The following is a 23,819-nucleotide window of genomic DNA, read 5'->3' as shown; positions in this document are numbered from 1 at the left end:
GGATGGACAAAACGCATTAAAAAAAGGCTAGAATACCACATAAAAAACGCTAAAAAACGGCTAAAATGACCAAAAAGAGCTAGAATAAGGGGACATAATGTCCTGTTTTTTATAGTTAGAATTGACTTAAGTAGCTAATAATAAGCAACAAAACCTCTATTACTTCCTATTTTTAATAATGCTTGGTTGTACTTTTTGTTTTCTTATTTTCGTTTTTTTATCACTCTAGCGGTTTACATATAATATAAAAAGAACTATAATAGTTGTACTTTTCCTGTGCTTTCTTCTTTATTAACGGAGCCAAGAACACGAGCTAAATAACGTATATCTGTTTTTTTTACTCTTATAGGTTGATGAATTAAGGCCCCGTCTGGATGGGTTTCTAAATTCGTACTATAACAGTTTATGTAATCATTGTCTAATTCAGCTATTTTTTTAGTGATGCGCATTTCTATTGTTTCTACTACGTAATTTCTACCCCAAATAATTTCACTTTTATTGTTTAGTTCTTTTATCGCTAAAATACAACCACTAGGGTATTCCGCCATACTATTTTCATAGTGGCGGATAGCTGCGGTTGCTCCTTTGAACCAGTCTCCTGCATCTATTTGTATAGCAGTGTTATAGACAGCTTCTGTCTCTGCTACCACATTATTACCGCCTATAGTGCTGACATCTTCGTAGTACGGTATCAAGTTTTTTTCTTCTGAAGGTTTTGAATTATCTGCTTTTAGCATCTCGCCTTCGCCTGTAATTAACCATTCCGCCGAAATTTCAGGATAAACATTTAGAATATTATGTATTTTATCACTTCCTACAGCACCTGAGTTTGTAAAAAAGCCATTTGACAGGTTGGTTTTCTTGCAAAAACCTGATTTAGTAACTCCTTTAAAGCTAATGAATTGTAGTATATTTTCTTTTGATGTCGACATTAATTTCCAGTATTATGTAATTTAATAGAATATTATGTGTATATTTGCTTCAACAAACGAAACAATATAGACAATGAACAAATCTACAAAGAAAAACAACAAGTTTAATAGTCAGGTTGTAAATAAACTTTCCGAAAAGCACGGATTTACCACCCAGTACATCCGGCAATGCCTAAGAGGGGACCGTAATAGTTTAACCTCAGAAACCATTAGAAAAGAATACAAGAAGCTCGCAAAAGAAGTAGAAACTGTTTTAAATCAATAATTATGTTATTAAGAAACAACCCCGCAACTTAAAGTAACTGCATATTTTAATTGAAACATAACCAAATGTACGAAAACTACAATAACATACTTGGCGTAAACCAAACGATTTTTTATCAAGAACTCGCTATGTTAAGTTATGATAATTTTCAAAAATGGGTACAACGAGGCAAACTAAACCGCCTTCGCACAAAAGGGCGTGGTCGTACAGGACTGATAGAATTCTCATCTATTCCAGAAGAAATAAAGCAACTCATCATAAAAAAGTTTGGGAATCCTTACCTAGAAAATGACCGTGCAACCTTCACGAATCAATTAGAACAAGACCAAGATGCTATTGACTTTTTTAAGTCGTACCGTTACAATGACGGTTCTGGGATCCCTACTAAAAAACAACACCAATACATTTGTGAAGCGGAATTGCTAAATCTGTACATATCATTAATAAGCAACTATGGTGCTAAAATGAAAGCATCTAGCAGAAAAGCAAATAAAGGGGCTTTACAAGCTAAAATATCTGCCATAATTAATGATATAAAAAGTGAATGTTACCCAAACACTTCTACTAAAAAATATCCTCACAAATTACCAACCAATCCACGTGCTTTAAATAGAAAGGCTTTTGGCACTTCAAAAAGCCTTGGTTATGAAAAAGCTGGTTTTGAATTTTTAGTACATAAGAATGCTAATAATAAAGCAGCTCAAAAAATCAAAGGCGATATCGCAAAATGGTTGCTAGCTCAATATTCAATGCCAAATAAAATAGTGGTCCCAGTGCTTCATGCGATGTATGAGCGTGAAGCATTAAAGCGTAATTGGTGCGAACTATCTGAAAATGCAATATACAAGTGGCTACATGAACCAACACAAGAGCGTCAATGGATGATTAGCCGCGATGGTATGGAAACATTCCGTAATAAATATGGCCATAAATTAGTAAGAGATAAAGATACATGGTTTCCCAATTCGTATTGGGCCATTGATGGTTCTAAAATTGACTGGTTGCACTATTACGACAACACACTAGGTATGGCAGCTAAGTTAAAAATAGATATTGTTATTGATGTTTATAGCGAAAAAATAATAGGTACAAGCTTTAGTGAAACTGAAAACCACGAAGATCATTTTAGAGCAGTCAAAATGGCTTTTCAAGAAGCACAGGCTAAACCTTTCTTATTTACTTATGATGGGCAAAGTGGTCATAAAACAAGTCGTATGCAAGGCTTGTATGGCAAAATGGTAGCTAAAAAAGGTGGCACACATTACCAACACGCTGTTGGTCGCCACAGTTCGCCTGTAGAGCAAGTATTTGGACGTTTCCAACAGCAAATACTTAACCAGTGGTGGTTTAGTGACAAACAAAGTATTAAGGCTCGCACAGACAACAGTAAGCCTAATATAGATTTTTTATTAGAAAACAAGCACCGTCTTTTAACTAGAGAAAAGCTGATTGAAGCTTTTAAAATTTCGGTTAACGAATGGAATAACGCCAAACATCCAAAGTTTAACGAAACACGCAATGAGGTTTACAACCATGAACCAATAATGCAAGAAAAAATGAACTATCTGGACATGATAGATTTGTTTTGGATTTATACGAACGATACCATTACATACAAAGCCGATGGAATTAAAGTTCAAATCGCCAATAAAAAGTATCATTTCGAGGTATACGATGCCAATGACAATGTTGATTTACGCTTCAGAGAACGTTACGTTGGCTCGAAATTCTTTGTAAAGTACGACCCAGACCAACTAGATAATTATGTAAGTCTGTACGCTAAACTTCCAAATGGCGATACCAAATTTATAGCAGATGCACAACCAGTACACAAGCAACAGCAAATACCTGCTTTAATGACTGAAGGCGATAAAGCCCAATTTGCAAAAGACTATGAAGTCCGTAAAGTTGAAGAAGCCAAAGCTAAAAAGCAAATGGAGCAAATACAGCGTGAAACTGGTATTACTCCAGAACAATTAATAGAAGATCAAGAATTTAAAATAAAAATGGGTGGCAAACTACCAAAAAAAGAACGCAATGCGGTAGAAGCTGCATCAGTATTCGATTTACTATAAACTAATAACCTAATTATTATGCAACTATCAAAAGAACACAAAACACTTATTGCAAACGAACTTTCAAGACGTAGTACTAAAACCAGCCAAAATCAGTTGGCTTTACAAGCGGATGTGTCTTCGGCCACTATTAGCCAAATGCTTAACAACAATTGGAAACTTATTAGTGATGCCCTCTGGCGAAAAGTACAAGTGACTTTGCGTATAGATCCAAAGTGGAACATTGCAAAAACACACAACTTTTTACAAGTTAAACAATTGCTGAGCGTTGCAAAATCTGAAAGTTTAAGTATTGGCATTAGCGATAGTGCTGGTAAAGGCAAAACAGAAGCCTTTATAAATTTTGAGCGGGACCACGAAAATGTGATTTATGTAGAATGTAAAAACTATTGGACCAAAAAAAGCTACATAAAACAGCTTTTAATTAATACGGGCCTAAGTTCAATAGGAACTACAGAAGAACTCATTAACCGATTTATAAAGCATTTAAAAGGTTTAGATACACCGCTTTTAATCATAGATCAGTTTGACAAGCTTAAGGATCCACAACTAGATCTGTTTATGGACTTCTATAACGATTTAAGCGGGCACTGTGGTTTTGTTGTTAGTGGTGTTGAAGCTTTGGAAAAGCGAATAATAAAGGGCGTTAATCGTGAAAAAATCGGCTATGCAGAATTATACAGTCGTATTGGTAAAAAGTTTATAAAGCTTGCACCAATAACAGAACAAGATGTAAAGCAAATATGCAATGCGAATGGCATTACAGATGGCGATGATGTGTCTTTTATATATCACAATAGCGAAGGTGATTTAAGACGTGTACGCCGTGATATTGATAAAATAAAAATAAAACTAAAAGCAAACCAAAAGAAATCTGCATAAAGTTAGATGGCAAAGCAGCGTAAAAAGGCAATATCAGTAGAAGAATTATTAAAAACAAAGTTCATTGAAATACCTCTAACAGGACGGTTTAGAGAATTAATAGGCACCCCAGAAGCAAGTGGCACATGGATGATCAAAGGAGCTTCTGCTAACGGTAAAACTACTTTTGTGCTGCAGCTTATAAAAGAGTTGTCGAAATACGGTAAAGTGGCTTACAACTCATTAGAAGAAGGCGCACGTAAAAGTATGCAAGATGCATTTAAAGAGATGCATATGGACCAGCTACCAAAAGGCTGTTTAATCTTATTGCATCGGGAACCAATGCCAGAAATGGTCGCAAGACTACAAAAAAAAGGTGCACCACGTATTGCAATTATAGACAGCATACAGTACACATTTATGACCAAGCAAGATTATAAAAAGATGCAAGCAGCAATACCTAATACACTATTAATTTTTATAAGCCACAACGATGGCAAACAAGCATCTGGTGCCTTAGCAAAAGCGGTTTGGTATGACGCGGATGTTAAAATAGATGTAGAAGGCTTTATTGCTAGGGCAAAAAGCAGAGCTGCGCGAGGTATTCATTTAAAACCTTTTGTGATTTGGGAACAAGGCGCACAAGAGTATTGGAACGATTTAAAACGATAAGAAATGGATAATTATCATGCAGAATTAATAGCAGAATCAAATAGAAGATTAATTGAAGCTTTGGGCATGCATTGGGAAAATCAATCAAGAAAATTTAAAAATGAAAGCCCCGCATATACTGAATCTGATTTTAGCAATATAGCATACAGACCATATAATTTTTAAGACAATGACAAATCAAGAAAAAATAATAAAGCTAATTGGCACGGACCAGGCCATGTATACAGATTTGGTGTTTAAATGCTACATCGACTGGTGTATGCTGTATTCTGCTTATAACATCCCATTAAAAACATTAGTAAACAACGAAAGCCTATTTAACTGGTATTTAAAGCAGTTTAAAACACAAGTAGAAGACGCATTTATTGAAGACAATAGAGACTACATAACTATAGCAAACAACAACACAAAAGTTTTTTGGGATCTATTTAAAACATATCCTGCTGTCATAGAAAATTATTATCCACGAGTGCTTTTAAAAACGATTAAAGCCACCTTAAAACAAAGCGCATAATGAAAACACCATATACAAAAAATCAATTAGAAAAAAAGCTAGCTCAGCTTAACTATAAATATCAAAACACGGTTGGTGTTACAGAAAAAAAACGAATTGAGGGATCACTAAATTATTATACAACCAAAATATCACATTTTGACGAAAACCCAACTTTAAAAACCATCGAAGCTTAATGAATAAACACCGCTACATACAATACTGCCTTAACATTTTAGGATTCGATAACATTAAGCCCCAACTATCTATTGCTGAACGAAGCTACTTACACAAACAATGGGCTTTAGCACTTAACCAAAAAGATATTGTTGAATTTCCAATTAACACCCCACCAGAACGGGTAGATATACTAGGGCATTTGGTATTAGAAGCCAAATGGGAACGTCCAGAATTACGGTATAACCCAGATCGTGTTTTGGAAGTGTTTGACGAAGATAGGTGCTGCTGGAAAACCTTTAAACCAAGTGACTATGAATAAAAATCGCATTAATAACATCGAAGTAATAGAACCAATAACCTTAATACATAACACAATGAAAAAAATAAAACTTACAGCAACAACACACCTAGTAAAAGACAAAGAATGGATGGATGAAGCTGGTATACACATACCAGTAAATAGAATAACAAAAGCTGAAAGGCTTATGGAACGCTCAAGCGCAAAACTATTAAAAGAAGCCCTTACAATTAACGAAAGGTTAGCCGTTTTTAAAGACACAATACGTGATTTATCACAAGAAGTATATGATGCTTATATGGACGAGAAAACAACCAACAGAGAAACCAAAGGCAACTTTACTTGGTTCAACTTTAATAGAAGCATCAAAATTGAAGTATCTGTTAACCAACCCATACAATTTGATGAATTGGCTATTACAAAAGCAAAGCAAAAATTTGATACCTTTTTAGATGCCAATATTACCAGCAAGAATGTATTCGTAAAAGAAATGGTTATAAACGCATTTGAAACCCAGCGCAAAGGCAATTTGGACGTAAAAAGCGTGATGAATTTAACCAGATATGAAAGTAAAGTTAAGGATCCTTTGTTTTCTGAAGCTGTGGCACTTATTAATTCTGCAATTAGACGCCCTAAAACCAAAACCTACTTTAGAGTTTGGCAAAAAAACAGCAATGGCGAATATCAAAATGTAGACTTAAATATATCTAGCATTTGAAACCTAAAATAGTAGCACTAAGCGGTGGGCTAATGCACTGGGCAAATGTACACTATCACTTACGGCAGGACGGGGTAGGTTCGATTCCTGCAGTGCTACTATTTATATTTATTGCGAATGTACTTGTATAAGGTTTCGGCTGAGACAGGAAAAAATATTAATTACTTAAAAACGGACACCAATGGCAGTAGAAATAACACAAATAACTGATGATGAAATTACGGTAAACCAAAAATCAGTTTATAAAGATAGTAACGGCAAGTGGATAGCATCCCAAGAGCTTTCTATAAATGAAATCCGTGCTTTTCAAGAGCATATAAAATCAATAGATAGCAATGCAAATAACTAAAGATCAAATAAAAGTACTTCATGCCGTATTGCCTAGAGAAGTAATTGCAGATCCAGAACAAAAAAAGGCATTTGTGTACAGCATTACGAACGACCCAGAACGCACAAGCACAAAGCAGCTAACTTTTTCAGAAGCAAACGATGCTTTAGTGTCTCTTGGTGCAACACCGTTTAAAAGACCCTTTGTAAGGCTTGATAAGTGGCAGAAATTCAATTATAAGAAGAAATCGCACATGAACATTCTTAGCCTGTTAATGCAAATGGAATGGCACTATAAAAGTGATGAAAGTAATAGATACTTCGCAGATATGGTACGCTTTGGTAATTGGTTGCAAACGAAAGCACCAATTAAGAAGCCTTTAAACGAAATGACAACCAACGAAGTAAGCACCACAATAGTGGTGTTAGAAAAAATGGTAGATCAATACAACAAAAAACAAGTAGCAATTTAATCCATGGATAAAGGGCTTCATATAAATTGCAAGCATCGCAACAAACAGTTAAAAGTAACATCTGTTTCTTGTACATGCGAAACAGTTCTTACCATTTGTGATGATTGCAAGCAAGTGTTAAACACAGAAGTAGATTGTTAGTATCATAAAAAAACAGCAATGACTAATCATTACAAAATACACATAAAGAGTTGCAGTACTAATTTAAAAGTAACCTATCGTAATAATACTTTTTTGAAAGTAGAAAAACTAACAGGTAAGCTAACAGATGCACAAGTAAAAAGTATTGGTGCATTAATACCGCCAACAGAAAAAGCTATAGAGCAGCACACCCAAAATTTAGGTCACTTAATTATTATTTCGCCTATAATAAAAGTGAAAAGTTTGTACACAGAATTTCTGGATGAATGGTTTGCTTTTTATGATGATTTTATGAAAATAAAGCCTCGTTTTAATGCTACAGATGGCAGAAGCTTAAAGGCTATCATAAAATACCTTACTGAGATATCGCAAGATGAAAAAGAGGCATTACAGCTTTGGAAAATCATTTTACAGAATTGGCACAAACTGGATAACTTCTATAAAAAAAGTGCCGATTTAAAATTCATAAGTAGTCAAATCAATAAAATATTAATCAATGTCAAAGGCGTTAATAAAACAAACCAGCAGGTCTTTAAATCCGCAATGGAAAGCGAGACAGGGCGAAACTTTAAGTTTAAGTAAAAGCATCATTGAGGGCAACGCTAAATTAGCACAGATTGAAATGGGTTTAACAATAAACGAAACCTTTTCAAAGCCTCATTTAAGAAGTGTTTTTATAGGTGATCATAGTAGTGTTGGCTTTAGCGTTGTGAATGTGTTGGTTACTCGTTTTATTGACTCCTTTGCTTTTACCACCAAACTAAATGCAGATCAAATAGATAGTCTTACAGTCGATACCCTAGAAAACTTTGCTTATGAGAGCCTAGAGGATGTCATACTGTTTTTTAAAATGTGTCGCTCTGGGAAGTTTGGAGTTGCTAAAAAAAGTATCGATAGCAATCTAATTTTTGGCGAATGGTACCCTAAGTATTTAGACAAAAAAGCGGAATTACGAGAACAAAAATACAACACGCAAAAAAACGAACGTAATAGCATCCCAACCACAATGGATGATGTAAAAAAGTCATATGCCAAAATAGAAAAGAAAAACTTTGTGAAGCGTGTAGAAAATTACATAGACAAGATTACTGCGTATATGGATCGACAAATGCTAGAAGACACCATTTTAGACTGGAGTAAGAACCCAGGTCGCAAACCCTATTTAGATATACTAAAACGAAAACGTAAAACAATAAAACAATAAAATAATGAAACACTTAACGGACAAACAATTAATAGAATTAGGATTTATACTACTACCAAAAATTAGCGATGAATGCGATGATGGCTTTGCTTATAGGGTTGCAGAAATTAAAACAAAAACCTCTTTTATTGAGATTATTAATGAATATCGAGATAATAAAATAACCTCACAATTTTCAAATTACGAGATTATTGAGGATGGCATTAAACCTATAAACATAGAACTCATTAAAAAATTAAAAACAGTAATCCTGTAAATAAGCAACCTAGAAACAACTAAAATAATAGACAATGTGCGTATCACAATTTAGAGATTTTTGCAAGGTCAGCAAATTCAATCATAGCAATTATGAGAGCGATTTGAAGGATAAGAGCTTAATCGTAAAAAAAGGAACAAAATGGTATAATGGTCGACCTAATTATTATGTAACAGACCTAAAAAAATTGAAGCAATTAGCAAAATTAAACAATGAATATGCTATCAAGGCTTTAGAAAACTTAAAACAATAAACCATGCAAACTAAAAAACAATCACTAGCAGAAGCGTGTATTAATACAGCTGTGGGCTTTTTAATATCCTTTGCTTCTACCTTTTTAATATTTCCTTTAGTAGGTATCGCTAGTTCAGCTGGTAAAAATATCATCATTACATTATTTTTTACTGCGATAAGCATATTAAGAGGGTATGTAATACGTCGATGGTTTAACAAAAGTGTAGCAAAGCAAAAACCAGTATCACCTGATGATGATCAAGTTTTCTGGATGCATTGTTTTGAATGTGAAAACGATATGCCAGTAATAGACGACAAAGAAATAGTATACTGCAGTAACTGTGGGCTTAAACACTAATTTAAAATAAAGGTTAGAATGAAAACAATTGTATTAACATTTTCAAAAAAATTTCCATCGCATCATACAAGAAAAGGGGAGGCGACAAATTTTATAGACAAACTTCTTACAAAAACTAAAACCACCACAATAAGAGGTAATGAAAAAAGATGGCGAAAAATAAGGCATGAAGTAAACGAAGGTCGTGCCTTTTTATCGCTACGCTATTGGAGTGATAAACCCTATCGAAGTAAACAAGTGGAGTTTGCTAGAGTTTATGAAATGGCAACCCATAGAGTTTTTATAACCAACAGCCATAACGGTTTTGAAATGTCAATAAATGGTGTTTGTAGTGATAATTGCGCAATTAATCATATTGTTAAGCGTGAAGGATTTGATACTGCAGCTGATTTTACAGACTGGTTCACCGCTAAAGAATTTTCTGGTGTTATGATTGAGCTTTTCTGAAACTGGAAATATGGGGTGCATCCCAAGCGCAAGAACTGAAAATAAAGTAAACATCCTTACTAAGGAAGCAAAAATAACGTATACTTTTACCTATATTTTGTATATTTGTTTTTAGTAAAATCTGTTAGATGAAACTAAAAGAAAACAATGATTTTAGTATAATTATAGACTTTGATAAGAAATCTCCAAATCCATCGAGAGTTTTTAAATCAATGGCTTCTTTAATTGAATCGTTTGAACAATTCGATAAAGATTTAGTCAAACATATTGATAATAAAATTGAAACTGTTTTAATTCTCGAAGATGTAGAAAAAGGTTCTTTAAAAACAATTTTAGCAAACGCATTAAGAAAAGTTCCAGATAGTGCTATTGGTGATTTAGATTATAAAAAAATGATAGGTCATTATTTGTTAAAAGCAAAATACATTGCTTTAAATGTTTTAGAAGGTAAAGTTAGATTAACTGACGCAACTGAAATAGAAGTGATTGAGATGGAATTAAAAAAAGCAGCAACTGAAACAGGAATTGACCAAATTCCGACTTATGTTCCGACAAATAAAAAAACCATAATTAAAAACATAGACAACATAAATCAGTCGTTAGAAGTTCTTTCAGATACAGATAAGGTTTCTTATGAATCTCCATTCGGAAACGCATCTTTCAATCTTAATTTGAAAATTGATGTCGAGTCAATGGAAGATTTGATAACGGAAGAAGAATTAGAATCTAATTCCAAAATGATTTTAAAAGTCAAGAAACCAGATTATTTAGGCGATTCAAAATGGTCATTCAAACACGGAAACGGAACAATCTCTGCAAAAATAACACACGAAGATTGGTTAAAAGATTTTCAGAATAGGAAAATAGATGTTCGTCCGCAAGACTCTTTGGTCTGTATGGTTAAAATTACTGTTAAATATGATTATAATTACGAAGTTATAAGTACTACACACGAAATTATAGAAGTCATAAAAATAAATCCAAGACCATCAGATGACAATCAAATGTCATTAATATAATTCCGTTTTTCATTTAAAGTATTTTTATTATCTTTAGTCCAAACCTCTAAATCATGAAAAAACTCCTACTTATTGCATTACTATTCAGTTTTAGCCTATCACAAGCACAAACAGTTGAAGAAATTATTAAAGAACAAGTAAGAGTTAGAGCCACTTCAAAACAGTTAAAAGAAGGTTTACAGTTATTAGAAGAAAAATGTTTTGTAACTCCTGTAGAAAAATGCAATAAAGGCAAAGCTTTTTTGCTTTATCTGTTAAGTGAAAGATATTATTATGTCGCTATTCACCTAATTAATTTAGATGGAGATTTACAAAAAGAAACAGCAAAGAAAGCATTGGAATTGTATGACAAAGCAAATGTTTTGTATCCTTTTGAAAATATAACACCACAAAATCAACGGATGTTGTCAGAAGATAAAAAAGAGTACGAAAAAGCCACCGAGTAAAACCCGATTTTGATATTTAAATAGTTTGTATTTACTTTGTAAGTAATGCAACGAGACACCACCATACGACTCTATGAAGCTGTTAGAGAAGAACACCAGCGCCTTTGTAATGTAAAAAGCTTTGGTGTCCAGAAATATAGCAATGCGTATATTAAAGCAGCTTTAGCCAAAAAGTTTTATAAAACCACCAAGACCATCGAAGATATATTATTTTACAAATACGAAAAAAGAGCCAGTTAATTTAACTGGTTTTTTTAGTGTCCAATTTCAAAGGAGATTTTATCAAAACTGACATCGGCATCATTTTGTTCTTCTACACACCCACTTTTAGCACTGTAATCTAGCAATACACAGCTGTAGCTAATTCGGTATAAATTGCCAGCATTCCCTGTATCTACGGGTGCAAAATTAATACGTCTCATTTCGCTGTAGTTTTTGCCACTTGTACCATGAAAAACAGCATTTATTTTATCCATGAGGTCAATAAAAGCTAAAGCACTTTGTTGGTTGTAAGCGCCACTAAAAGTATCTAAAAAGGTTTCATAGTATAAATAAAAATCTACCTGTAAGTTTACTTTTTGTACTTTTTCGCCAATATCTTCTATCCCTATTGTTCGATAGGATACAAATAAAGCAGGTGTGCTAAAGGGGTGTTCTTCTGTTAAAAAATTAACCTGGTTGTGCCATAAATCAAACCATTCTATTTCTGGTAGCTTCGTTTCTACAGCTGTCGCATGTTCTTGGTATAAATCTTTCCAGTTTTGCATTTTAAAAGGTGTTTTAAAGGTTTTTAAATCGTGTTAAAATTTCTTGTGTTACATGGTTATTCCAATCTTCAGAAAAGGTGTTACTATGACCCATGAATTGCCTTTGGTCGATTTTAATAGTCAATCGGGTTTTTTTGGTTAAAGCCATCGCCCGCCACATCCCTTTGCCTGTTTGCTTGAACATGAACCAAAAGTATTTACGGGACCGTTCGGTAATAGGCACATTGAGTATGCCCCCTTCATTGTGTATTGATGCATAAGGTGCATCTGCTTCAAATGTTATGCGTTCTGGTGTGCTACTTGCTACATTTATAGAATTAAACAGGTTGTTAGTCACACGTAATAAATTATAGCTCATACTTTCTTTACGCGGTTTCCACGCCTCAAAAGCGTTATCTGTAAACCCTTGTTTTTCAAAATTGCTATGTATAAATTCCATACCTTTTATTTCAGCATCACTTTGTAAGTCCTTTAGTAGCTGTTGGCTCATGGCTAAAAAATCTGGTATTTTGTTTGCTTTATTCATTTTTTTGTATATTTGTACTGTAACAAGGGTCGCGAGTAATTTCAAGAAATTAGTTACAAAAGAGCAATCTTCGGGTTGCTTTTTTTTGTGTCTTACTTTTTGCGTTTAATTACTTCAATTGTTTTACGGTCTTTTGAAATTAAAATCACTTCTTCAATATTTGGATAAATATCAGTTATACCAAGCCTTTTTATAATCGCTAATTTCATTTGTGCAAATGAATTTGGATTGTTTAATAAATCAATCACCACCACCTTTGTTTTTTGTTTGTTAGCCTTCTTAAAAATATTTTTTAAAGCGACTCCTTTTGGAGCTTTTAAATCTGCGATTTTTTTATTGACTAAGTATTCTGGATTTTTTGCATTGAGGATTACAGTACCATCCGTATGCGGACGTATTTTTATAGTCTTTTTAAGCGTGTTCGCCATCACTTTAGCCACTTCAAAATTGTGTTCTAAATCGTTAGGATCTGCAAACGGACTGACAAATACTTTAGCTCCATTTTTAGCTGTAAACTTTGCTTTTCCATAAGGAGCAATCAGTTTAAAGGTTTCAAATGCCTTTTTATAACTGTCTTCATCTTTTTTAGGGAACACAAAATAGGGGTGTTCTGGTGAGAATATTACACCCGTTTTGCCCACATTTAAACTAAATTCAGGATCTATAAAGCTTGTATCTGGTGATGGTTCATTACTTGCTTCATTCGTTTGCACAATATAACAGCGACACCGCCATCCGTTGGGTGGGTAGATCTTGTCCCATATACGATCATCAATATGGGCTGTAAAGTTTTGTAACCTTTGGTGATCGTCACGCACGTGGTCGTCTCCAACTGTTTTGTATTTAAGATATGGAAATCGTGCTTTATTGCGTTGAAACCCTTGCCACTTTCTTGCCATTTGCGCCGATGCTTTTGCGGTTTGATATTCGGCTTGTAAGTAGTTCGTGTTATATTTTGGATGCACCGCTAATACTGCCTTTTTAAAGCTAGAAAATGAACGTTCTTTGCCGTTTTCATCTACTAATAAACTATTGTATTTCTGTAATTGCTGAAACGTCTTAGCAGCACTAAACTGGTAAATGTTTTGCTGAAGCTGTTGTACCGTTTTACTGTTTTCTGTACTGTAACTGGTGTAGTTTGCGCCATAACCTTCAGCAGCAGCCTTATTAAGCTCAGTAAATGTGCGCTGTATTAGATCCTGGTCTAAATCACTTGGTTTTAACTTCCCAGTGTGTAGATGTTTTGCAATGCGTGTAATGGTCTTATTCCAACCATTTAAATCTATTGCCACAGGTGCTGCATGGTCGTGAGAACATGAAGGCGCATTATAATAGGCCTCAATATTTGTAAACGCTTCAGTTACTCCTTTTTTTTTTGAGGATCTGGATCGGTTGGTGGTGTTGCCATTGCATTTTTTAAACCCGTAATTGGAATGCCTGTACGTGTTGCCAATTCTTCGATATCAATTTCATAATAGGCACTTAAAGCTTTAACGGTGTCTATAAACTCTTTTAACGTTAATGTTTCGGCATCATCCCAATCAAATTTAAGATTAGCTAAGGATGCGTATATGGGGCTTATCTTTACGAGCCGTGGGATTAACTGATTATTAATAATAACTTTTACAAAAAACTTATCTAGCTTGTGCTTCGTTGCCAAGATGTCTGCATGTACATTTGCAGCACCCACGTGGCTTTTTTCGTCGGTTGTACCGGTACCGCCTAAAATACGTTTAGATAGTTCGCTATTTGCCCGTTCAATTAGCTTATCAAAAATATCAAAAGAGCCTCCACCAGTATCTTTACCAATCTCAAATTTTTCCTGCCCACGACCTACCATGAAGTTGTTGGACTTGAAATTTAACAACGCATTGTAGAGTTGGTCTAAACGTGCTTGATCTTCACGGTCTGTAATGGCGAAAATTGGAGGCACACCATACTTTTCTACATAATCTAACCACGAACCAAAGCCTAATTTTTTAGCGAGTACAATTGGCGCAAGCTGTGCGTACATCCCAAGAAAATCATTTTTTCCAATTTGAATGTATTGATCTGCAAAAATACCTTCTTTATAATTCCATCCAGTTGTACCACCAGCTTCTTTTGTAATAATACCTTTTGATGGTATCACATGTGCCTTAGGTACTTCTGTGATGCTTTCTAGGTGCATGTTTTCGTCTAGGTCGAATAATTCAACCACTTTAGTACCTTGAAACTTTGAACGCAAACACACCCCTATAAAATCTATAAACCACATTGCTTCAAATAGTTCTTTGGCTTCTTCATTTTCTTTACCAGATTGGTCTGTGAGTTTAAATGGCGTGCCTTGCACCGGCTCTATTCTGTTTTCAATCGTAGCTACTAAATGGTTGTCTAACTCCAGATTTTGATATAATTTTTCTAATGCTCCAAAAGTGGGTTCTTCTGGATCACTAGCCAATGTTAATGCGAGCTTCCAATCTGCAAGTGTTTTAGCCTGCATACTAATCGCTTCTTTTTCGGTTTGGTCGCTTAAACTTTTACTGTTACCAGACTTTGTTGCTGCAACAACTTTTAAGGTGCGCTCATCGGTATTTTTAAAAACATATCTTGCAACGGCGTTGTGTATAATTTTAGGTATTTTCATTATATATAAAAATCTGGATTTGTATTATTGCCAAACATTGGTGCAGCTGAAGCTGTGCCATCGGTGTTTGTGGGGCTTGGTAATTCGAGCTGTAATTTTCCTGCATTTAGCAACCCTAATTGCTTCATGGCCCAATCGTAATTGTCTTTAACGTCTGTTGGTACTTTACGTGCTGCATTACGCCCAAATATTTTGTGTAGCGTTAATTTGGTTAAGATGTCTGCTAAAAACTCATCACGTACGGGATCTGTTTCATCAAAAATCAGCTCCGTATTATAACGCCCTTTAAGCATTGTTTTAATGATGCCAATACATTTTAGTTCTGCATTAGCAACCACATCTTCATTGTCTTTTGAGCTTTCATCAATAAAGCGCTGAAAACTATCGGTTAGTAAATCATCATCCGTTAAGTAAATCATATCCGTTCGTTTTTAGGCAACATTTTACCTTGTTTATATTGGTTGGCACCCTCTGGCACATTGTAGGTTTCCAGTATGGTAATACCCTGTTGGTGTGTATCTGGAAAATCGTCATGTGTTTTGTAACCTGGTTCTATTCCAAGCAGCTGTGTTATGCCTACTTGCACATCATTGCTTGCCTTTAATTTCTCGAAATAGAAAATGCGGTTATTTTGATAATATGGGTGCAAGCTTAAAATCCGATCGTACTTTTTAACCTTTGGTACAAAAAGCTTGGTGATGTTTAAGATGATGCCAAAAGCTTTTTGGGTTTCCTTTATGACACGTTCTACTTCATCATTCCAAAATTGGGCTTCAAATTTCCAATGCACCATTACTGTTGGTGGCAACCGTTTTTGAAAATCGCACATATAGGCCACAGCTTCACGCATTTTGCATTGCTTTACAAACCCATCAATAACATAAAAGTTCTTTTGGTGTAAGCCCTGTACTGCAATAGCGTTGTAATCGCCTGTACTCTTACCGCTATACGCAACATCCCAGGTGCCAACGATGTGTTTAAATTGATTTAATCTAAGATGCTTGCAATATTGAATGTGTTCTATTTTAAAGATTTCACCTTCAATATGTGGCTTTTGTAAATATTCTGCTTCTAAAGCAAGCGTCCCAATTTCATCTTCTAATTCTTTGTAATAGGTGTCGCTATACTTGGCTGGCCAAGTTGGCTTATAGGTAATAGGATCGTACGCCTTTACATGGTTCACAATCCATTTTGGGTGGCGTTCCTGTAATTTGGTTTGTATCATTACTGGAGCAAAGCGGTTATTGGCATAGACAAAACGTCGTATGTCGCCATCCATCGTTGGGATTAAATCACGTTCAATCCATTTTACATATTCGTTTTGGCGTTTTGGGTTTTTAATGGTTTCCTTCGTTTCCAGATCATCTACTACAATGTAATCTGGCCTTCTGCTTTTTACACGCAAACCACGTACGGATTGACCAGCACCCAATGCTTTGCCTACAAACCCACTTTTGGTAATAAAAAAACCTTTTTCCCATTGCCCAATATTGTGTTGTTCACCAAAGTCGTTTATAATTTTTGGGTTGCCTTCAAATTCGGCACGTAAATCTTCAAGTAATTCACTAGCCCGGTCTTTGCTAACCGTAACCACCACCATGTAATGCGCTTGGTCATTCATCCAAAGCCAAAAAGGCAATAAAACATCGTCCATTACTGACTTACCAAACCCCCGAGGTAATTCGTCAAACTTCTTAATAGTTGGATTTTTTATTACTTGTCTTGCAGCCTTTAAATGGCATTCTGCTGGTTCACATGTTGCATAATGCGGAAAATATTGTTGACACATAAAAGCATAGTCTTTTTTTGCTCGATCAATGCGTGCAGTTTGTTCTACTTTTGTTTCAAAAGCATTCACTGTACCCGCACTTTTCGCAAATTCTAACCGCTTTTTATAGCGTTCTAATGCTTGTTTGTCTTCTTTTCTCATTATTTTTTGACCACTTGATTTGGCGTCACAAAGCGGTTGTTGCGTCTTACATAAATTTTGTTGGTATCAAATTCAAAATATAAGTTTGTTACTACCTTAGCTTTGTAGAGTTTATGGTCGCCTTGAATTTTCTTCTTATAAAGAATTTCGCCAACTTGATAATTAGCACCTTTTTTAATAAAGTGCGCCCCCAACTCTAGGTATATTTCTTTTCTAGTTGCCTTGTTTGCAATAAGGCTTATCATCTTTTTTAATAGTTTAAATCTCATACTATCCTATTGTAATGCTTACTTTGTTAATGTGTTGGTCTTGAAAATCTAAAGTATCTTTATACAATTTTGAATCAAAAGCCAACAGGTCTTTAAACACCTCTTCCATTACGTGTATGTAATTGGATAGCGATACTTTATTTTCTTTATCAAAGTTTTCAAGTGTTTTGTTCCATTTGCTGATAGCATCATCAAATCCAACAATTTCACGTTTTACCTCGCTAATTTGTTCTTTTATCGCTTTTTCAGTTCCCTGGTCTTTTTGTTCTTGTGCTTTGACTAAATCAAGCTTGTACTTATTTAAAGTCGTTCTGGAGACACTTCGATCTTCAATAATATCATCGATTACCTCTTTGATGTTATCAATCCGCTTATCAATGCCGTTTTCTTTGGCATTTCTTAATTCTTTCCATCCATATTTTGCAATCCAACTGCCAACTGTTTTTTCTGTAAGACTCAGTTTTACAGCGATCCATTTGGCTGTTTTACCTTGTTCTATATAGTAAATTCGTGCAAGTTGCTTTTCTTTCTCTTTTGCCATTCTACCTAATAATTATAGGTCAAATATCTACCAATATTAATGGCTATAAAAAGGGATAAACGGAAATGGTGAAGTAGCCCTACCAAAAAGAGTGTAAAAAACTACCATTTTGATTTGTTGATTTTTTTGGATGCTGATATTGCAGCACATTTGCCATGTAATTAAGTATAAATGAAGTCACAGAAACGCATTATTATTATAGGATCTGCCAAGCCAGATAGCAAGGCAAGGCCTTTACAGCTTACTGCTGAAAGTAAAGATGGCAAAGCCTATATACGTATTATAGGACGTATCGCTAATTGGAATGCCAATAACTCTAGCGACTTTCAGAAAAAAGTAGATGAATTACTAAAAACACATACAGAAGCTAATGTGTATATAAATAGTAATGGGGGTTCCGTATTTGAAGCTGTTGAAATTAATAACCAGTTAAACAGGTTTGATAAAGTTAATATAACTGTTGGGGCATCTGCTGCTAGTGCAGCAACATACTTTACAGCTTGTCATTATACAAGTGCTTATGCGAACTCGCAAATAATGATACACAAGCCTATGCTTGGCACATTTGGAAATGAAGACCAAATCACAAAAGAACTAAAGCTACTTAGAAGTGTAACCAAAGATTATTTGGCAAAATACACAAAAAAGACCGGCAAGACTACTACCGAAATTGAAGAACTCTGGAAAGGTGGCGACCATTGGATGAGTGCAGAAGAAGCCAAAACAGAAGGTTTTATTGATGCCATTATTGATGAAGATGGAACAATAAGCGCAGAAGACGTGACCACACTTGAAGCTTGTGGTGCCCCGATAGTGCCAAAAGCAACTACACAAAAAACAAATCAAAAACAAATACAAATTATGAATCGAGAAGAACAAATTGCCTTCTTAGGCTTAGAAGCGAGTGCTACTGATGCTGAAATTACAGCCGCACAAAAAGCTATGAAAATAGATGCTTTAAAACAACGTGAAGCGACTGCTGCTGCAACAGATGCGCAAAAAACAGCAGCTGAAAAAGAAGTGAACACTTTAGTGGATGCTGCCATTGCTGTTAAAAAAATAACCGCAGATCAAAAGCAAACCTATGTTGATTTAGCAACCGCAAACTTTGATGCAGCAAAAACTGCACTTGAAGCAATGGTAACTAAACCAAAATTAAGTGCTGATTTAACTCCAGCAGATGGTAATGATGCACTTGAAGCCTCCCGTAAAGAATGGACTTTGGAGGATTATTTAGATAAAGATCCACAAGCTTACGAAAAAATGAAAGTAGAAAATCCAAAACAAGCCGACGCTTTAGAAGCTGGCTACTTTGGCGACCAACAATAAAATTAACAGAAACTTAAAAAAAGTAGAACAATGAAAAACATTTTATTCAAATCATTAAAATTCACATTATCACTTTTAGCAGTGTTATGCGTCACGGTATTTAGTCATGCATTTAGTGGAGAAACAGAAACAGCTGTACAAGTTGCAAGCGCAACAGTTGTTGCTTTGCCAATCAAAAACGAATTAGCCGAGCGCGAAATGATTAAGCAGTTGCGCCATGAACATACGTGGGCTTCTGAAATTAGATCTAAGCAAAGTTGGGTTAATAATGATGTTATTAAAATACCAAAACGTGGCGAAGCGCCAAAGGTGTTGATTAATAATACGCAATATCCAATACTTAAAAATAACCGTGATGATAGTCATGTAGTCGTTGGTCTGAACAAATTTGATACTGAAAACACGATTGTAACAGACGATGAACTTTATGCATTGCCATACGAAAAGAAAAGTGATGTGCAAATGCAACACCGCGAGACCTTGGAAGATGAAACCATGGAATACGGTATATGGGGTTTAGCTCCACAAGAAAATGATGAAGCCAATAATGAATTTGTATTAGAAACCACGGGTGCCGATGATGGTACCGGGCGTAAAAAGTTAACTACAAAAGACCTTAGAAGTTTACAAGCAAAAATGAACAAAAAAGGGATCAATAAAAAAGGTAGAATTTTAGTCTTACAAGATGACCATGTTAGTGATTTGCTAGACGAAGATAAAAAGTTTTACACCCAATATCATAACCATACAGAAGGGATGATTAGTAGTAAGTATTATGGCTTTAAAGTCTATGAAGACAGTACTACACCGGAATATGATGCAACAGGTAAAAAATTACCCTATGGTTCCGTAGTTGTTGGTCGTAAGTCTTCTATCGTATTTCATAAAGGAAGCACTGCAAAAGCAGCAGGTACCGTAAAACGATACGCACGTGATGCTTCCGCAGATCCAGAATTAAGAGAAAGTACGGTTGGCTTTAGAGTGTACCACATTATTGTCGCTTATGGCATTGAAGGTAGCGCCGCAATTATATCTGGGACGGTGTAATAAAAACAACAAAAGGGCTGGCTAACTTATTGCAAGTAGCCAGCACCCTTAAAAGGGTTTCACTATGAGAAGTATCCATTATTTAGTAGTCCATTGCAGTGCCACAATAGAAGGCAAAGACTTTGATGTAAAAGACATAGATGCCTGGCATAAAAAACGGGGGTGGTCTGGGATTGGTTACCATTATGTAATTAAGCTAGATGGTACCATTGAAAAAGGCAGGCCAGATGCCAAAATTGGCGCGCATGTAAAAGGGTATAACAAGCATAGTCTTGGGATCTGTTATATTGGTGGGCTATCTAAAAATCAAGTGCCTAAAGACACCAGGACCCCACAACAAAAAGCAGCTTTAGAAAACCTATTAATAGACTTAAAAATCAAGCATCCAAAAGCTGAAATAAGAGGGCATCGAGACTTTTCTAAAGATCTAAATGGAAATGGATTTATAGAGCCATTTGAATTTTCAAAAACGTGTCCGTGTTTTAATGCTTATCAAGAATACCAGAACTTATGCAATTAACAAAGTACCTATTATTGATCTCTTTAATGCTAGTTGGATTAACTGGTTGTAGAACTGCCAGACCTGTACTGCAAACATCTGTTACAAAAACTGACAGTACCAGTACTAAAGTGACGTATCAAAAAAAGGTTGATACGCTTACTGCAGCAGCAGATAGTTTAAAAATCAATGTGCCTATTGCCAATTTAACAGAAGTGCCAATTATAGCAACCTCTAAATCCGGGCGTTCAACAGGATCTGTAAGACGTGTTAACAACAATATTGAAGTTGAATGTTTTACAGCAGAATACGAAAAGATTATTGAAACCCAAAACAAGCTTATAGAAACACTTATAAAGCGAACTGAAGTCAAGGAGACAAAAGAAACAAAAACCGAATTTAAAACCCATTGGATTTACAAAGCATTGTCTTGGATTGGCATTTTAGCTGTGGTCCTAGTTGGTGGTAAATTCTTATTAAAACGATATTTAAAACCATTTTAAACCATGAAAAAATCATACAGTAAAACCGAGCTTACAGAACAATCAAAAGCCGTATTTAAAAATTATCCAACTGCCAAAGTAGTTTTTGGAACTACAGATGGTCAGTTTTTCTTAAATGAATCACACGCAAATATTCACGCTACGGCTGAAGGTAAAGTTTTCAAAATTGAAAATGAAAACATACCGTCTGAAGGAACTAAAAACAAGCCAGCTAATGCAGCAGATTTAATTGCAGTAGCAGCTACTTTAGAAACTGTTGAAGCTGTGGATGCAGCAAAAGCTTTAGAGCTAGAAGGTAAAAATCGTGCAACTGTTTTAGCTGCATACGATGCAAGAATCGAAGAACTTAATAAAACGGAATAAAAGATGAGTTTTAAAGGCGTAAAAATAAACAAACAAAACGGCGGTTTAGGTCGTAGAAATGCAAGTACAGATGCTGTGATGGCATTAGTCGTTGGTATGCCAACGACTGGTACTACTGTTGAACTAAATAAAGCTTATAAGTTACTACAAGTTAGTGATGCTGAAGATTTAGGAGTCAATGCATCTTTTGATGCTAATAATGGTTTACTAGCCCACAATGAAGTTAATGACTTCTTTACTTATTGTCCAGATGGTACGCTGTTTTTAATACCAACAACTGCTGGTTTAGAAGCAAGTGCGCTTTTACAAGAAGCTGCATTAAAAGCTACTATTAGAAGCGAAAAAGATATTAAAAGTATTGGTGTTATTGGTGCAACTTCTACAGTATCTACTTTAATAAATGAAGTTGAAACAGTACAGGCGGTTGTTAATGCTTTTGCATTGGAAAATAACTATATAGATGCTGTGATTTTAGAAGGTAAAGCTAGTGATGCTGCTTTAACCATTTCTAATTATCCAGATTTACGTGCTGAAAAAGCACCCAATGTATCTGTGAGTATCGCGCAAGATCTAGCGGTTGCTTCGTTAGATGCAGCCTATGCAAAAAATGCAAGTGTAGGTGCTGTTTTGGGTATGCTTGCTGTACGACAAGTTAATGAGAATTTAGGAAGTGTAGACATTTTAAATAAACCAGATGGATCTAAAGGAAACGAAGATTATCCTTTAACTGTTTTGGGTACAGATCGTTTTGCAGCTGCTGCACTTAGTGATGGGACACCATTTGATAACTTAACACCTCCAGAAGTTAAAGAACTCACTAGTAAAGGGTATATTTTTGCTGGTGCATTTAATGGGTATGGTGGCATTTTCTTTAATGGATCTCCAACATGTGTAGAAAAAGCCAGTGATTATGCTTATATAGAAAACAACAGGGTTTGGAATAAAGCAGCACGCTTAATTCGTACCACACTGATACCAAAAGTAAAAGGTATCGTTAAAAAAGACCCAACCACTGGTTTTATTAAGGCAACTACTATTTCTGCATGGCAAGGTTTATTGAACAAAGCTATGGAAACAATGGTTATTGATAATGAAATATCTGGTTTTGATTTCTACATAAACCCACAACAAACACTCACAGAAGATAGCCCACTAAAAATACAAGGTAATATTGTTATTGACAGTATTGTGTTTGAATTTGAATTTGATTTAGGATTAACTGATAAATTATAGAATATGCCAACACAAGGAACAATTATAAACAAATTCGGCAAAATGGCTGGATGGAATAGTATTACGACTAATATTCTTGGTCGTGATTTAGAAGGTATCACAAAATTAGCTTACAGCGATGAAACTGATAAAAAGAATTTTAATGGTGCTGGCGGTTTTCCTGTAGGGCGTGGTGATGGTAACACAGAAGCCAAAGCTTCCTTTTCTTTATATAAAGAAGAAGTTAATGGACTTTTAAACGCCTTGCCACCGGGTGGTCGTTTACAGGACATTGCTCCATTTGACATTACTGTTAATTACGAAAAAGCAGACGGTTCTTTACAAAAAGATCGCATTAGAAATTGCGAATTTATGGGCAATGGCATCGATGTTAAAAACGGAGATGGGTCTATTGTAACGAAGTTTGATCTCTTAGTGTCCCACATTGAATGGAATGTAATCTAATTAAGTTATGGAATATCAAAAACATAAAGACATTACAGCAGAAGATAATGCAAAATGGGAAGCTCAATATGGCAAAAGTCGAATTTCTGACTTAGACATTGAAGTCGATGGTAAAACGTATAAATTTATTGTGCGAAAACCAGACCGTAATGTATTAAAAGCCATTGGACGGCATGCAGCACAAAAAGATGTTGAAAAGGTGAACGAGGTTCTTATTAAAAACTGTGTTTTAGGGGGTGATATGGAAGCTTTAGAGAAAGATGGTGAAGTGTATTTAGAAGTACTTGATAGCGTGAATCTACTTAAATCTAAAGCCAAAAAAACTCTAAAAAAGCGTTAGACC

36 protein-coding genes are annotated in these 23,819 nt (G+C 35.1%); 27 read left to right on the top strand and 9 right to left on the bottom strand.

The window, feature by feature from the left end:
- Window positions 1-254 precede the first annotated feature (254 nt).
- Complete coding sequence (locus FORMB_RS12190; protein WP_069677730.1) at window positions 255-932, bottom strand: hypothetical protein; 678 nt, start codon at window positions 930-932, stop codon at window positions 255-257.
- Window positions 933-1,005: 73 nt separating this feature from the next.
- Here FORMB_RS12190 and FORMB_RS12185 point away from each other — a divergent pair, with 73 nt between their 5' ends.
- From FORMB_RS12185 to FORMB_RS12110, 19 genes are all read left to right on the top strand, one after another.
- Window positions 1,006-1,197, top strand: coding sequence for a hypothetical protein (locus FORMB_RS12185; RefSeq protein ID WP_069677729.1), 192 nt, complete (start codon window positions 1,006-1,008; stop codon window positions 1,195-1,197).
- A 65-nt stretch (window positions 1,198-1,262) separates the two neighbouring features.
- Window positions 1,263-3,272 carry a hypothetical protein gene (locus FORMB_RS12180; RefSeq protein ID WP_069677728.1) on the top strand — a complete coding sequence of 670 codons (2,010 nt, stop codon included), beginning with the start codon at window positions 1,263-1,265 and terminating at the stop codon, window positions 3,270-3,272.
- Between the two features lie 18 nt (window positions 3,273-3,290).
- Entirely contained in the window at window positions 3,291-4,154 is an 864-nt protein-coding gene (locus FORMB_RS12175; protein ID WP_069677727.1) for an ATP-binding protein, read from the top strand.
- 6 nt (window positions 4,155-4,160) lie between these two features.
- Window positions 4,161-4,805, top strand: a complete 645-nt coding sequence (locus tag FORMB_RS12170; RefSeq protein ID WP_069677726.1) for a hypothetical protein — start codon at window positions 4,161-4,163, stop codon at window positions 4,803-4,805.
- 3 nt (window positions 4,806-4,808) lie between these two features.
- On the top strand, window positions 4,809-4,970 hold the full coding sequence (locus FORMB_RS13085) for a hypothetical protein (protein ID WP_157498192.1): 162 nt from the start codon (window positions 4,809-4,811) through the stop codon (window positions 4,968-4,970).
- A 4-nt stretch (window positions 4,971-4,974) separates the two neighbouring features.
- Window positions 4,975-5,319 carry a hypothetical protein gene (locus tag FORMB_RS12165; RefSeq protein ID WP_069677725.1) on the top strand — a complete coding sequence of 115 codons (345 nt, stop codon included), beginning with the start codon at window positions 4,975-4,977 and terminating at the stop codon, window positions 5,317-5,319.
- Entirely contained in the window at window positions 5,319-5,495 is a 177-nt protein-coding gene (locus FORMB_RS13080; protein ID WP_157498190.1) for a hypothetical protein, read from the top strand. Before FORMB_RS12165 ends, FORMB_RS13080 begins: the two co-directional genes overlap by 1 nt.
- A complete protein-coding gene (locus FORMB_RS12160; protein WP_069677724.1) occupies window positions 5,495-5,797 on the top strand; it encodes a hypothetical protein in 303 nt (100 codons plus the stop codon). Before FORMB_RS13080 ends, FORMB_RS12160 begins: the two co-directional genes overlap by 1 nt.
- 55 nt (window positions 5,798-5,852) lie before the next feature.
- The gene (locus FORMB_RS12155) at window positions 5,853-6,494 is read left to right on the top strand and encodes a DUF3164 family protein (protein ID WP_197493477.1); all 642 of its coding nucleotides are present in this window, start codon (window positions 5,853-5,855) and stop codon (window positions 6,492-6,494) included.
- Between the two features lie 181 nt (window positions 6,495-6,675).
- On the top strand, window positions 6,676-6,843 hold the full coding sequence (locus FORMB_RS13075) for a hypothetical protein (RefSeq protein ID WP_157498188.1): 168 nt from the start codon (window positions 6,676-6,678) through the stop codon (window positions 6,841-6,843).
- Window positions 6,830-7,294 carry a hypothetical protein gene (locus tag FORMB_RS12150; protein WP_069677722.1) on the top strand — a complete coding sequence of 155 codons (465 nt, stop codon included), beginning with the start codon at window positions 6,830-6,832 and terminating at the stop codon, window positions 7,292-7,294. The genes FORMB_RS13075 and FORMB_RS12150 overlap by 14 nt, the downstream gene beginning before the upstream one ends.
- Window positions 7,295-7,453: 159 nt before the next feature.
- Window positions 7,454-8,017, top strand: coding sequence for a hypothetical protein (locus tag FORMB_RS12145; RefSeq protein WP_069677721.1), 564 nt, complete (start codon window positions 7,454-7,456; stop codon window positions 8,015-8,017).
- Entirely contained in the window at window positions 7,932-8,639 is a 708-nt protein-coding gene (locus FORMB_RS12140; RefSeq protein WP_197493476.1) for a hypothetical protein, read from the top strand. The genes FORMB_RS12145 and FORMB_RS12140 overlap by 86 nt, the downstream gene beginning before the upstream one ends.
- Before the next feature lie 4 nt (window positions 8,640-8,643).
- Complete coding sequence (locus FORMB_RS12135; protein ID WP_069677719.1) at window positions 8,644-8,895, top strand: hypothetical protein; 252 nt, start codon at window positions 8,644-8,646, stop codon at window positions 8,893-8,895.
- 256 nt (window positions 8,896-9,151) lie between these two features.
- Window positions 9,152-9,487, top strand: a complete 336-nt coding sequence (locus FORMB_RS13190; protein WP_069677718.1) for a DUF7220 family protein — start codon at window positions 9,152-9,154, stop codon at window positions 9,485-9,487.
- An 18-nt stretch (window positions 9,488-9,505) separates the two neighbouring features.
- Window positions 9,506-9,934 (top strand): hypothetical protein, encoded by a 429-nt coding sequence (locus tag FORMB_RS12125; protein WP_069677717.1) that lies wholly within the window; start codon window positions 9,506-9,508, stop codon window positions 9,932-9,934.
- A gap of 128 nt (window positions 9,935-10,062) precedes the next feature.
- Complete coding sequence (locus tag FORMB_RS12120) at window positions 10,063-10,953, top strand: hypothetical protein (RefSeq protein ID WP_069677716.1); 891 nt, start codon at window positions 10,063-10,065, stop codon at window positions 10,951-10,953.
- Window positions 10,954-11,006: 53 nt separating this feature from the next.
- Window positions 11,007-11,399, top strand: a complete 393-nt coding sequence (locus FORMB_RS12115; protein ID WP_069677715.1) for a hypothetical protein — start codon at window positions 11,007-11,009, stop codon at window positions 11,397-11,399.
- Window positions 11,400-11,444: 45 nt separating this feature from the next.
- Window positions 11,445-11,639, top strand: coding sequence for a hypothetical protein (locus FORMB_RS12110; RefSeq protein ID WP_069677714.1), 195 nt, complete (start codon window positions 11,445-11,447; stop codon window positions 11,637-11,639).
- Window positions 11,640-11,653: 14 nt separating this feature from the next.
- On the opposite strand, the gene FORMB_RS12105 is transcribed toward FORMB_RS12110, so the two are convergent.
- The 8 genes from FORMB_RS12105 to FORMB_RS12070 all read right to left on the bottom strand — a co-directional run bounded on the left by FORMB_RS12105 (window position 11,654) and on the right by FORMB_RS12070 (window position 18,058).
- Window positions 11,654-12,166: a hypothetical protein gene (locus tag FORMB_RS12105; RefSeq protein ID WP_069677713.1), complete on the bottom strand. Its 513-nt coding sequence runs from the start codon at window positions 12,164-12,166 to the stop codon at window positions 11,654-11,656.
- A 13-nt stretch (window positions 12,167-12,179) separates the two neighbouring features.
- Complete coding sequence (locus tag FORMB_RS12100) at window positions 12,180-12,692, bottom strand: hypothetical protein (RefSeq protein ID WP_157498184.1); 513 nt, start codon at window positions 12,690-12,692, stop codon at window positions 12,180-12,182.
- Between the two features lie 92 nt (window positions 12,693-12,784).
- On the bottom strand, window positions 12,785-13,984 hold the full coding sequence (locus FORMB_RS12095) for a phage minor head protein (RefSeq protein ID WP_069677711.1): 1,200 nt from the start codon (window positions 13,982-13,984) through the stop codon (window positions 12,785-12,787).
- A gap of 68 nt (window positions 13,985-14,052) precedes the next feature.
- Window positions 14,053-15,318 (bottom strand): phage portal protein family protein, encoded by a 1,266-nt coding sequence (locus FORMB_RS12090; RefSeq protein ID WP_069677710.1) that lies wholly within the window; start codon window positions 15,316-15,318, stop codon window positions 14,053-14,055.
- Window positions 15,318-15,737 carry a phage protein Gp36 family protein gene (locus tag FORMB_RS12085; protein ID WP_069677709.1) on the bottom strand — a complete coding sequence of 140 codons (420 nt, stop codon included), beginning with the start codon at window positions 15,735-15,737 and terminating at the stop codon, window positions 15,318-15,320. The genes FORMB_RS12090 and FORMB_RS12085 overlap by 1 nt, the downstream gene beginning before the upstream one ends.
- The gene (locus FORMB_RS12080) at window positions 15,734-17,248 is read right to left on the bottom strand and encodes a hypothetical protein (protein ID WP_069677708.1); all 1,515 of its coding nucleotides are present in this window, start codon (window positions 17,246-17,248) and stop codon (window positions 15,734-15,736) included. The genes FORMB_RS12085 and FORMB_RS12080 overlap by 4 nt, the downstream gene beginning before the upstream one ends.
- On the bottom strand, window positions 17,248-17,493 hold the full coding sequence (locus tag FORMB_RS12075) for a hypothetical protein (RefSeq protein WP_157498182.1): 246 nt from the start codon (window positions 17,491-17,493) through the stop codon (window positions 17,248-17,250). Before FORMB_RS12075 ends, FORMB_RS12080 begins: the two co-directional genes overlap by 1 nt.
- A gap of 25 nt (window positions 17,494-17,518) precedes the next feature.
- Complete coding sequence (locus FORMB_RS12070; RefSeq protein ID WP_069677706.1) at window positions 17,519-18,058, bottom strand: terminase gpP N-terminus-related DNA-binding protein; 540 nt, start codon at window positions 18,056-18,058, stop codon at window positions 17,519-17,521.
- 171 nt (window positions 18,059-18,229) lie between these two features.
- Between FORMB_RS12070 and FORMB_RS12065 the strand changes: the two genes are divergently transcribed.
- From FORMB_RS12065 to FORMB_RS12030, 8 genes are all read left to right on the top strand, one after another.
- Window positions 18,230-19,387 (top strand): Clp protease ClpP, encoded by a 1,158-nt coding sequence (locus FORMB_RS12065; protein ID WP_069677705.1) that lies wholly within the window; start codon window positions 18,230-18,232, stop codon window positions 19,385-19,387.
- 81 nt (window positions 19,388-19,468) lie between these two features.
- Entirely contained in the window at window positions 19,469-20,434 is a 966-nt protein-coding gene (locus FORMB_RS12060; protein ID WP_157498180.1) for a hypothetical protein, read from the top strand.
- Window positions 20,435-20,498: 64 nt separating this feature from the next.
- Window positions 20,499-20,954 (top strand): N-acetylmuramoyl-L-alanine amidase, encoded by a 456-nt coding sequence (locus FORMB_RS12055; RefSeq protein WP_069677703.1) that lies wholly within the window; start codon window positions 20,499-20,501, stop codon window positions 20,952-20,954.
- Window positions 20,945-21,436 carry a hypothetical protein gene (locus tag FORMB_RS12050; RefSeq protein WP_069677702.1) on the top strand — a complete coding sequence of 164 codons (492 nt, stop codon included), beginning with the start codon at window positions 20,945-20,947 and terminating at the stop codon, window positions 21,434-21,436. The genes FORMB_RS12055 and FORMB_RS12050 overlap by 10 nt, the downstream gene beginning before the upstream one ends.
- A gap of 3 nt (window positions 21,437-21,439) precedes the next feature.
- On the top strand, window positions 21,440-21,799 hold the full coding sequence (locus FORMB_RS12045) for a hypothetical protein (protein WP_069677701.1): 360 nt from the start codon (window positions 21,440-21,442) through the stop codon (window positions 21,797-21,799).
- Between the two features lie 3 nt (window positions 21,800-21,802).
- The gene (locus FORMB_RS12040) at window positions 21,803-23,032 is read left to right on the top strand and encodes a DUF2586 family protein (RefSeq protein ID WP_069677700.1); all 1,230 of its coding nucleotides are present in this window, start codon (window positions 21,803-21,805) and stop codon (window positions 23,030-23,032) included.
- Between the two features lie 3 nt (window positions 23,033-23,035).
- Entirely contained in the window at window positions 23,036-23,476 is a 441-nt protein-coding gene (locus tag FORMB_RS12035) for a hypothetical protein (protein WP_069677699.1), read from the top strand.
- Window positions 23,477-23,483: 7 nt separating this feature from the next.
- On the top strand, window positions 23,484-23,816 hold the full coding sequence (locus FORMB_RS12030; RefSeq protein WP_069677698.1) for a hypothetical protein: 333 nt from the start codon (window positions 23,484-23,486) through the stop codon (window positions 23,814-23,816).
- The last annotated feature ends 3 nt before the right edge of the window (window positions 23,817-23,819 follow it).

It is taken from the genome of Formosa sp. Hel1_33_131 (assembly GCF_001735745.1).
Lineage (GTDB): Bacteria > Bacteroidota > Bacteroidia > Flavobacteriales > Flavobacteriaceae > Hel1-33-131.
The sequence above is the reverse complement of the archived record's forward strand: the minus strand, read 5'-3'. Positions and strand labels throughout refer to the sequence as shown.

Bases quoted from the DNA above. Each gene is read 5' to 3' on its own strand.
- FORMB_RS12190 (WP_069677730.1), bottom strand. From the start codon at position 932: ATGTCGACATCAAAAGAAAATATACTACAATTCATTAGCTTTAAAGGA.
- FORMB_RS12185 (WP_069677729.1), top strand. From the start codon at position 1,006: ATGAACAAATCTACAAAGAAAAACAACAAGTTTAATAGTCAGGTTGTA.
- FORMB_RS12180 (WP_069677728.1), top strand. From the start codon at position 1,263: ATGTACGAAAACTACAATAACATACTTGGCGTAAACCAAACGATTTTT.
- FORMB_RS12175 (WP_069677727.1), top strand. From the start codon at position 3,291: ATGCAACTATCAAAAGAACACAAAACACTTATTGCAAACGAACTTTCA.
- FORMB_RS12170 (WP_069677726.1), top strand. From the start codon at position 4,161: ATGGCAAAGCAGCGTAAAAAGGCAATATCAGTAGAAGAATTATTAAAA.
- FORMB_RS13085 (WP_157498192.1), top strand. From the start codon at position 4,809: ATGGATAATTATCATGCAGAATTAATAGCAGAATCAAATAGAAGATTA.
- FORMB_RS12165 (WP_069677725.1), top strand. From the start codon at position 4,975: ATGACAAATCAAGAAAAAATAATAAAGCTAATTGGCACGGACCAGGCC.
- FORMB_RS13080 (WP_157498190.1), top strand. From the start codon at position 5,319: ATGAAAACACCATATACAAAAAATCAATTAGAAAAAAAGCTAGCTCAG.
- FORMB_RS12160 (WP_069677724.1), top strand. From the start codon at position 5,495: ATGAATAAACACCGCTACATACAATACTGCCTTAACATTTTAGGATTC.
- FORMB_RS12155 (WP_197493477.1), top strand. From the start codon at position 5,853: ATGAAAAAAATAAAACTTACAGCAACAACACACCTAGTAAAAGACAAA.
- FORMB_RS13075 (WP_157498188.1), top strand. From the start codon at position 6,676: ATGGCAGTAGAAATAACACAAATAACTGATGATGAAATTACGGTAAAC.
- FORMB_RS12150 (WP_069677722.1), top strand. From the start codon at position 6,830: ATGCAAATAACTAAAGATCAAATAAAAGTACTTCATGCCGTATTGCCT.
- FORMB_RS12145 (WP_069677721.1), top strand. From the start codon at position 7,454: ATGACTAATCATTACAAAATACACATAAAGAGTTGCAGTACTAATTTA.
- FORMB_RS12140 (WP_197493476.1), top strand. From the start codon at position 7,932: ATGTCAAAGGCGTTAATAAAACAAACCAGCAGGTCTTTAAATCCGCAA.
- FORMB_RS12135 (WP_069677719.1), top strand. From the start codon at position 8,644: ATGAAACACTTAACGGACAAACAATTAATAGAATTAGGATTTATACTA.
- FORMB_RS13190 (WP_069677718.1), top strand. From the start codon at position 9,152: ATGCAAACTAAAAAACAATCACTAGCAGAAGCGTGTATTAATACAGCT.
- FORMB_RS12125 (WP_069677717.1), top strand. From the start codon at position 9,506: ATGAAAACAATTGTATTAACATTTTCAAAAAAATTTCCATCGCATCAT.
- FORMB_RS12120 (WP_069677716.1), top strand. From the start codon at position 10,063: ATGAAACTAAAAGAAAACAATGATTTTAGTATAATTATAGACTTTGAT.
- FORMB_RS12115 (WP_069677715.1), top strand. From the start codon at position 11,007: ATGAAAAAACTCCTACTTATTGCATTACTATTCAGTTTTAGCCTATCA.
- FORMB_RS12110 (WP_069677714.1), top strand. From the start codon at position 11,445: ATGCAACGAGACACCACCATACGACTCTATGAAGCTGTTAGAGAAGAA.
- FORMB_RS12105 (WP_069677713.1), bottom strand. From the start codon at position 12,166: ATGCAAAACTGGAAAGATTTATACCAAGAACATGCGACAGCTGTAGAA.
- FORMB_RS12100 (WP_157498184.1), bottom strand. From the start codon at position 12,692: ATGAATAAAGCAAACAAAATACCAGATTTTTTAGCCATGAGCCAACAG.
- FORMB_RS12090 (WP_069677710.1), bottom strand. From the start codon at position 15,318: ATGAAAATACCTAAAATTATACACAACGCCGTTGCAAGATATGTTTTT.
- FORMB_RS12085 (WP_069677709.1), bottom strand. From the start codon at position 15,737: ATGATTTACTTAACGGATGATGATTTACTAACCGATAGTTTTCAGCGC.
- FORMB_RS12080 (WP_069677708.1), bottom strand. From the start codon at position 17,248: ATGAGAAAAGAAGACAAACAAGCATTAGAACGCTATAAAAAGCGGTTA.
- FORMB_RS12075 (WP_157498182.1), bottom strand. From the start codon at position 17,493: ATGATAAGCCTTATTGCAAACAAGGCAACTAGAAAAGAAATATACCTA.
- FORMB_RS12070 (WP_069677706.1), bottom strand. From the start codon at position 18,058: ATGGCAAAAGAGAAAGAAAAGCAACTTGCACGAATTTACTATATAGAA.
- FORMB_RS12065 (WP_069677705.1), top strand. From the start codon at position 18,230: ATGAAGTCACAGAAACGCATTATTATTATAGGATCTGCCAAGCCAGAT.
- FORMB_RS12055 (WP_069677703.1), top strand. From the start codon at position 20,499: ATGAGAAGTATCCATTATTTAGTAGTCCATTGCAGTGCCACAATAGAA.
- FORMB_RS12050 (WP_069677702.1), top strand. From the start codon at position 20,945: ATGCAATTAACAAAGTACCTATTATTGATCTCTTTAATGCTAGTTGGA.
- FORMB_RS12045 (WP_069677701.1), top strand. From the start codon at position 21,440: ATGAAAAAATCATACAGTAAAACCGAGCTTACAGAACAATCAAAAGCC.
- FORMB_RS12040 (WP_069677700.1), top strand. From the start codon at position 21,803: ATGAGTTTTAAAGGCGTAAAAATAAACAAACAAAACGGCGGTTTAGGT.
- FORMB_RS12035 (WP_069677699.1), top strand. From the start codon at position 23,036: ATGCCAACACAAGGAACAATTATAAACAAATTCGGCAAAATGGCTGGA.
- FORMB_RS12030 (WP_069677698.1), top strand. From the start codon at position 23,484: ATGGAATATCAAAAACATAAAGACATTACAGCAGAAGATAATGCAAAA.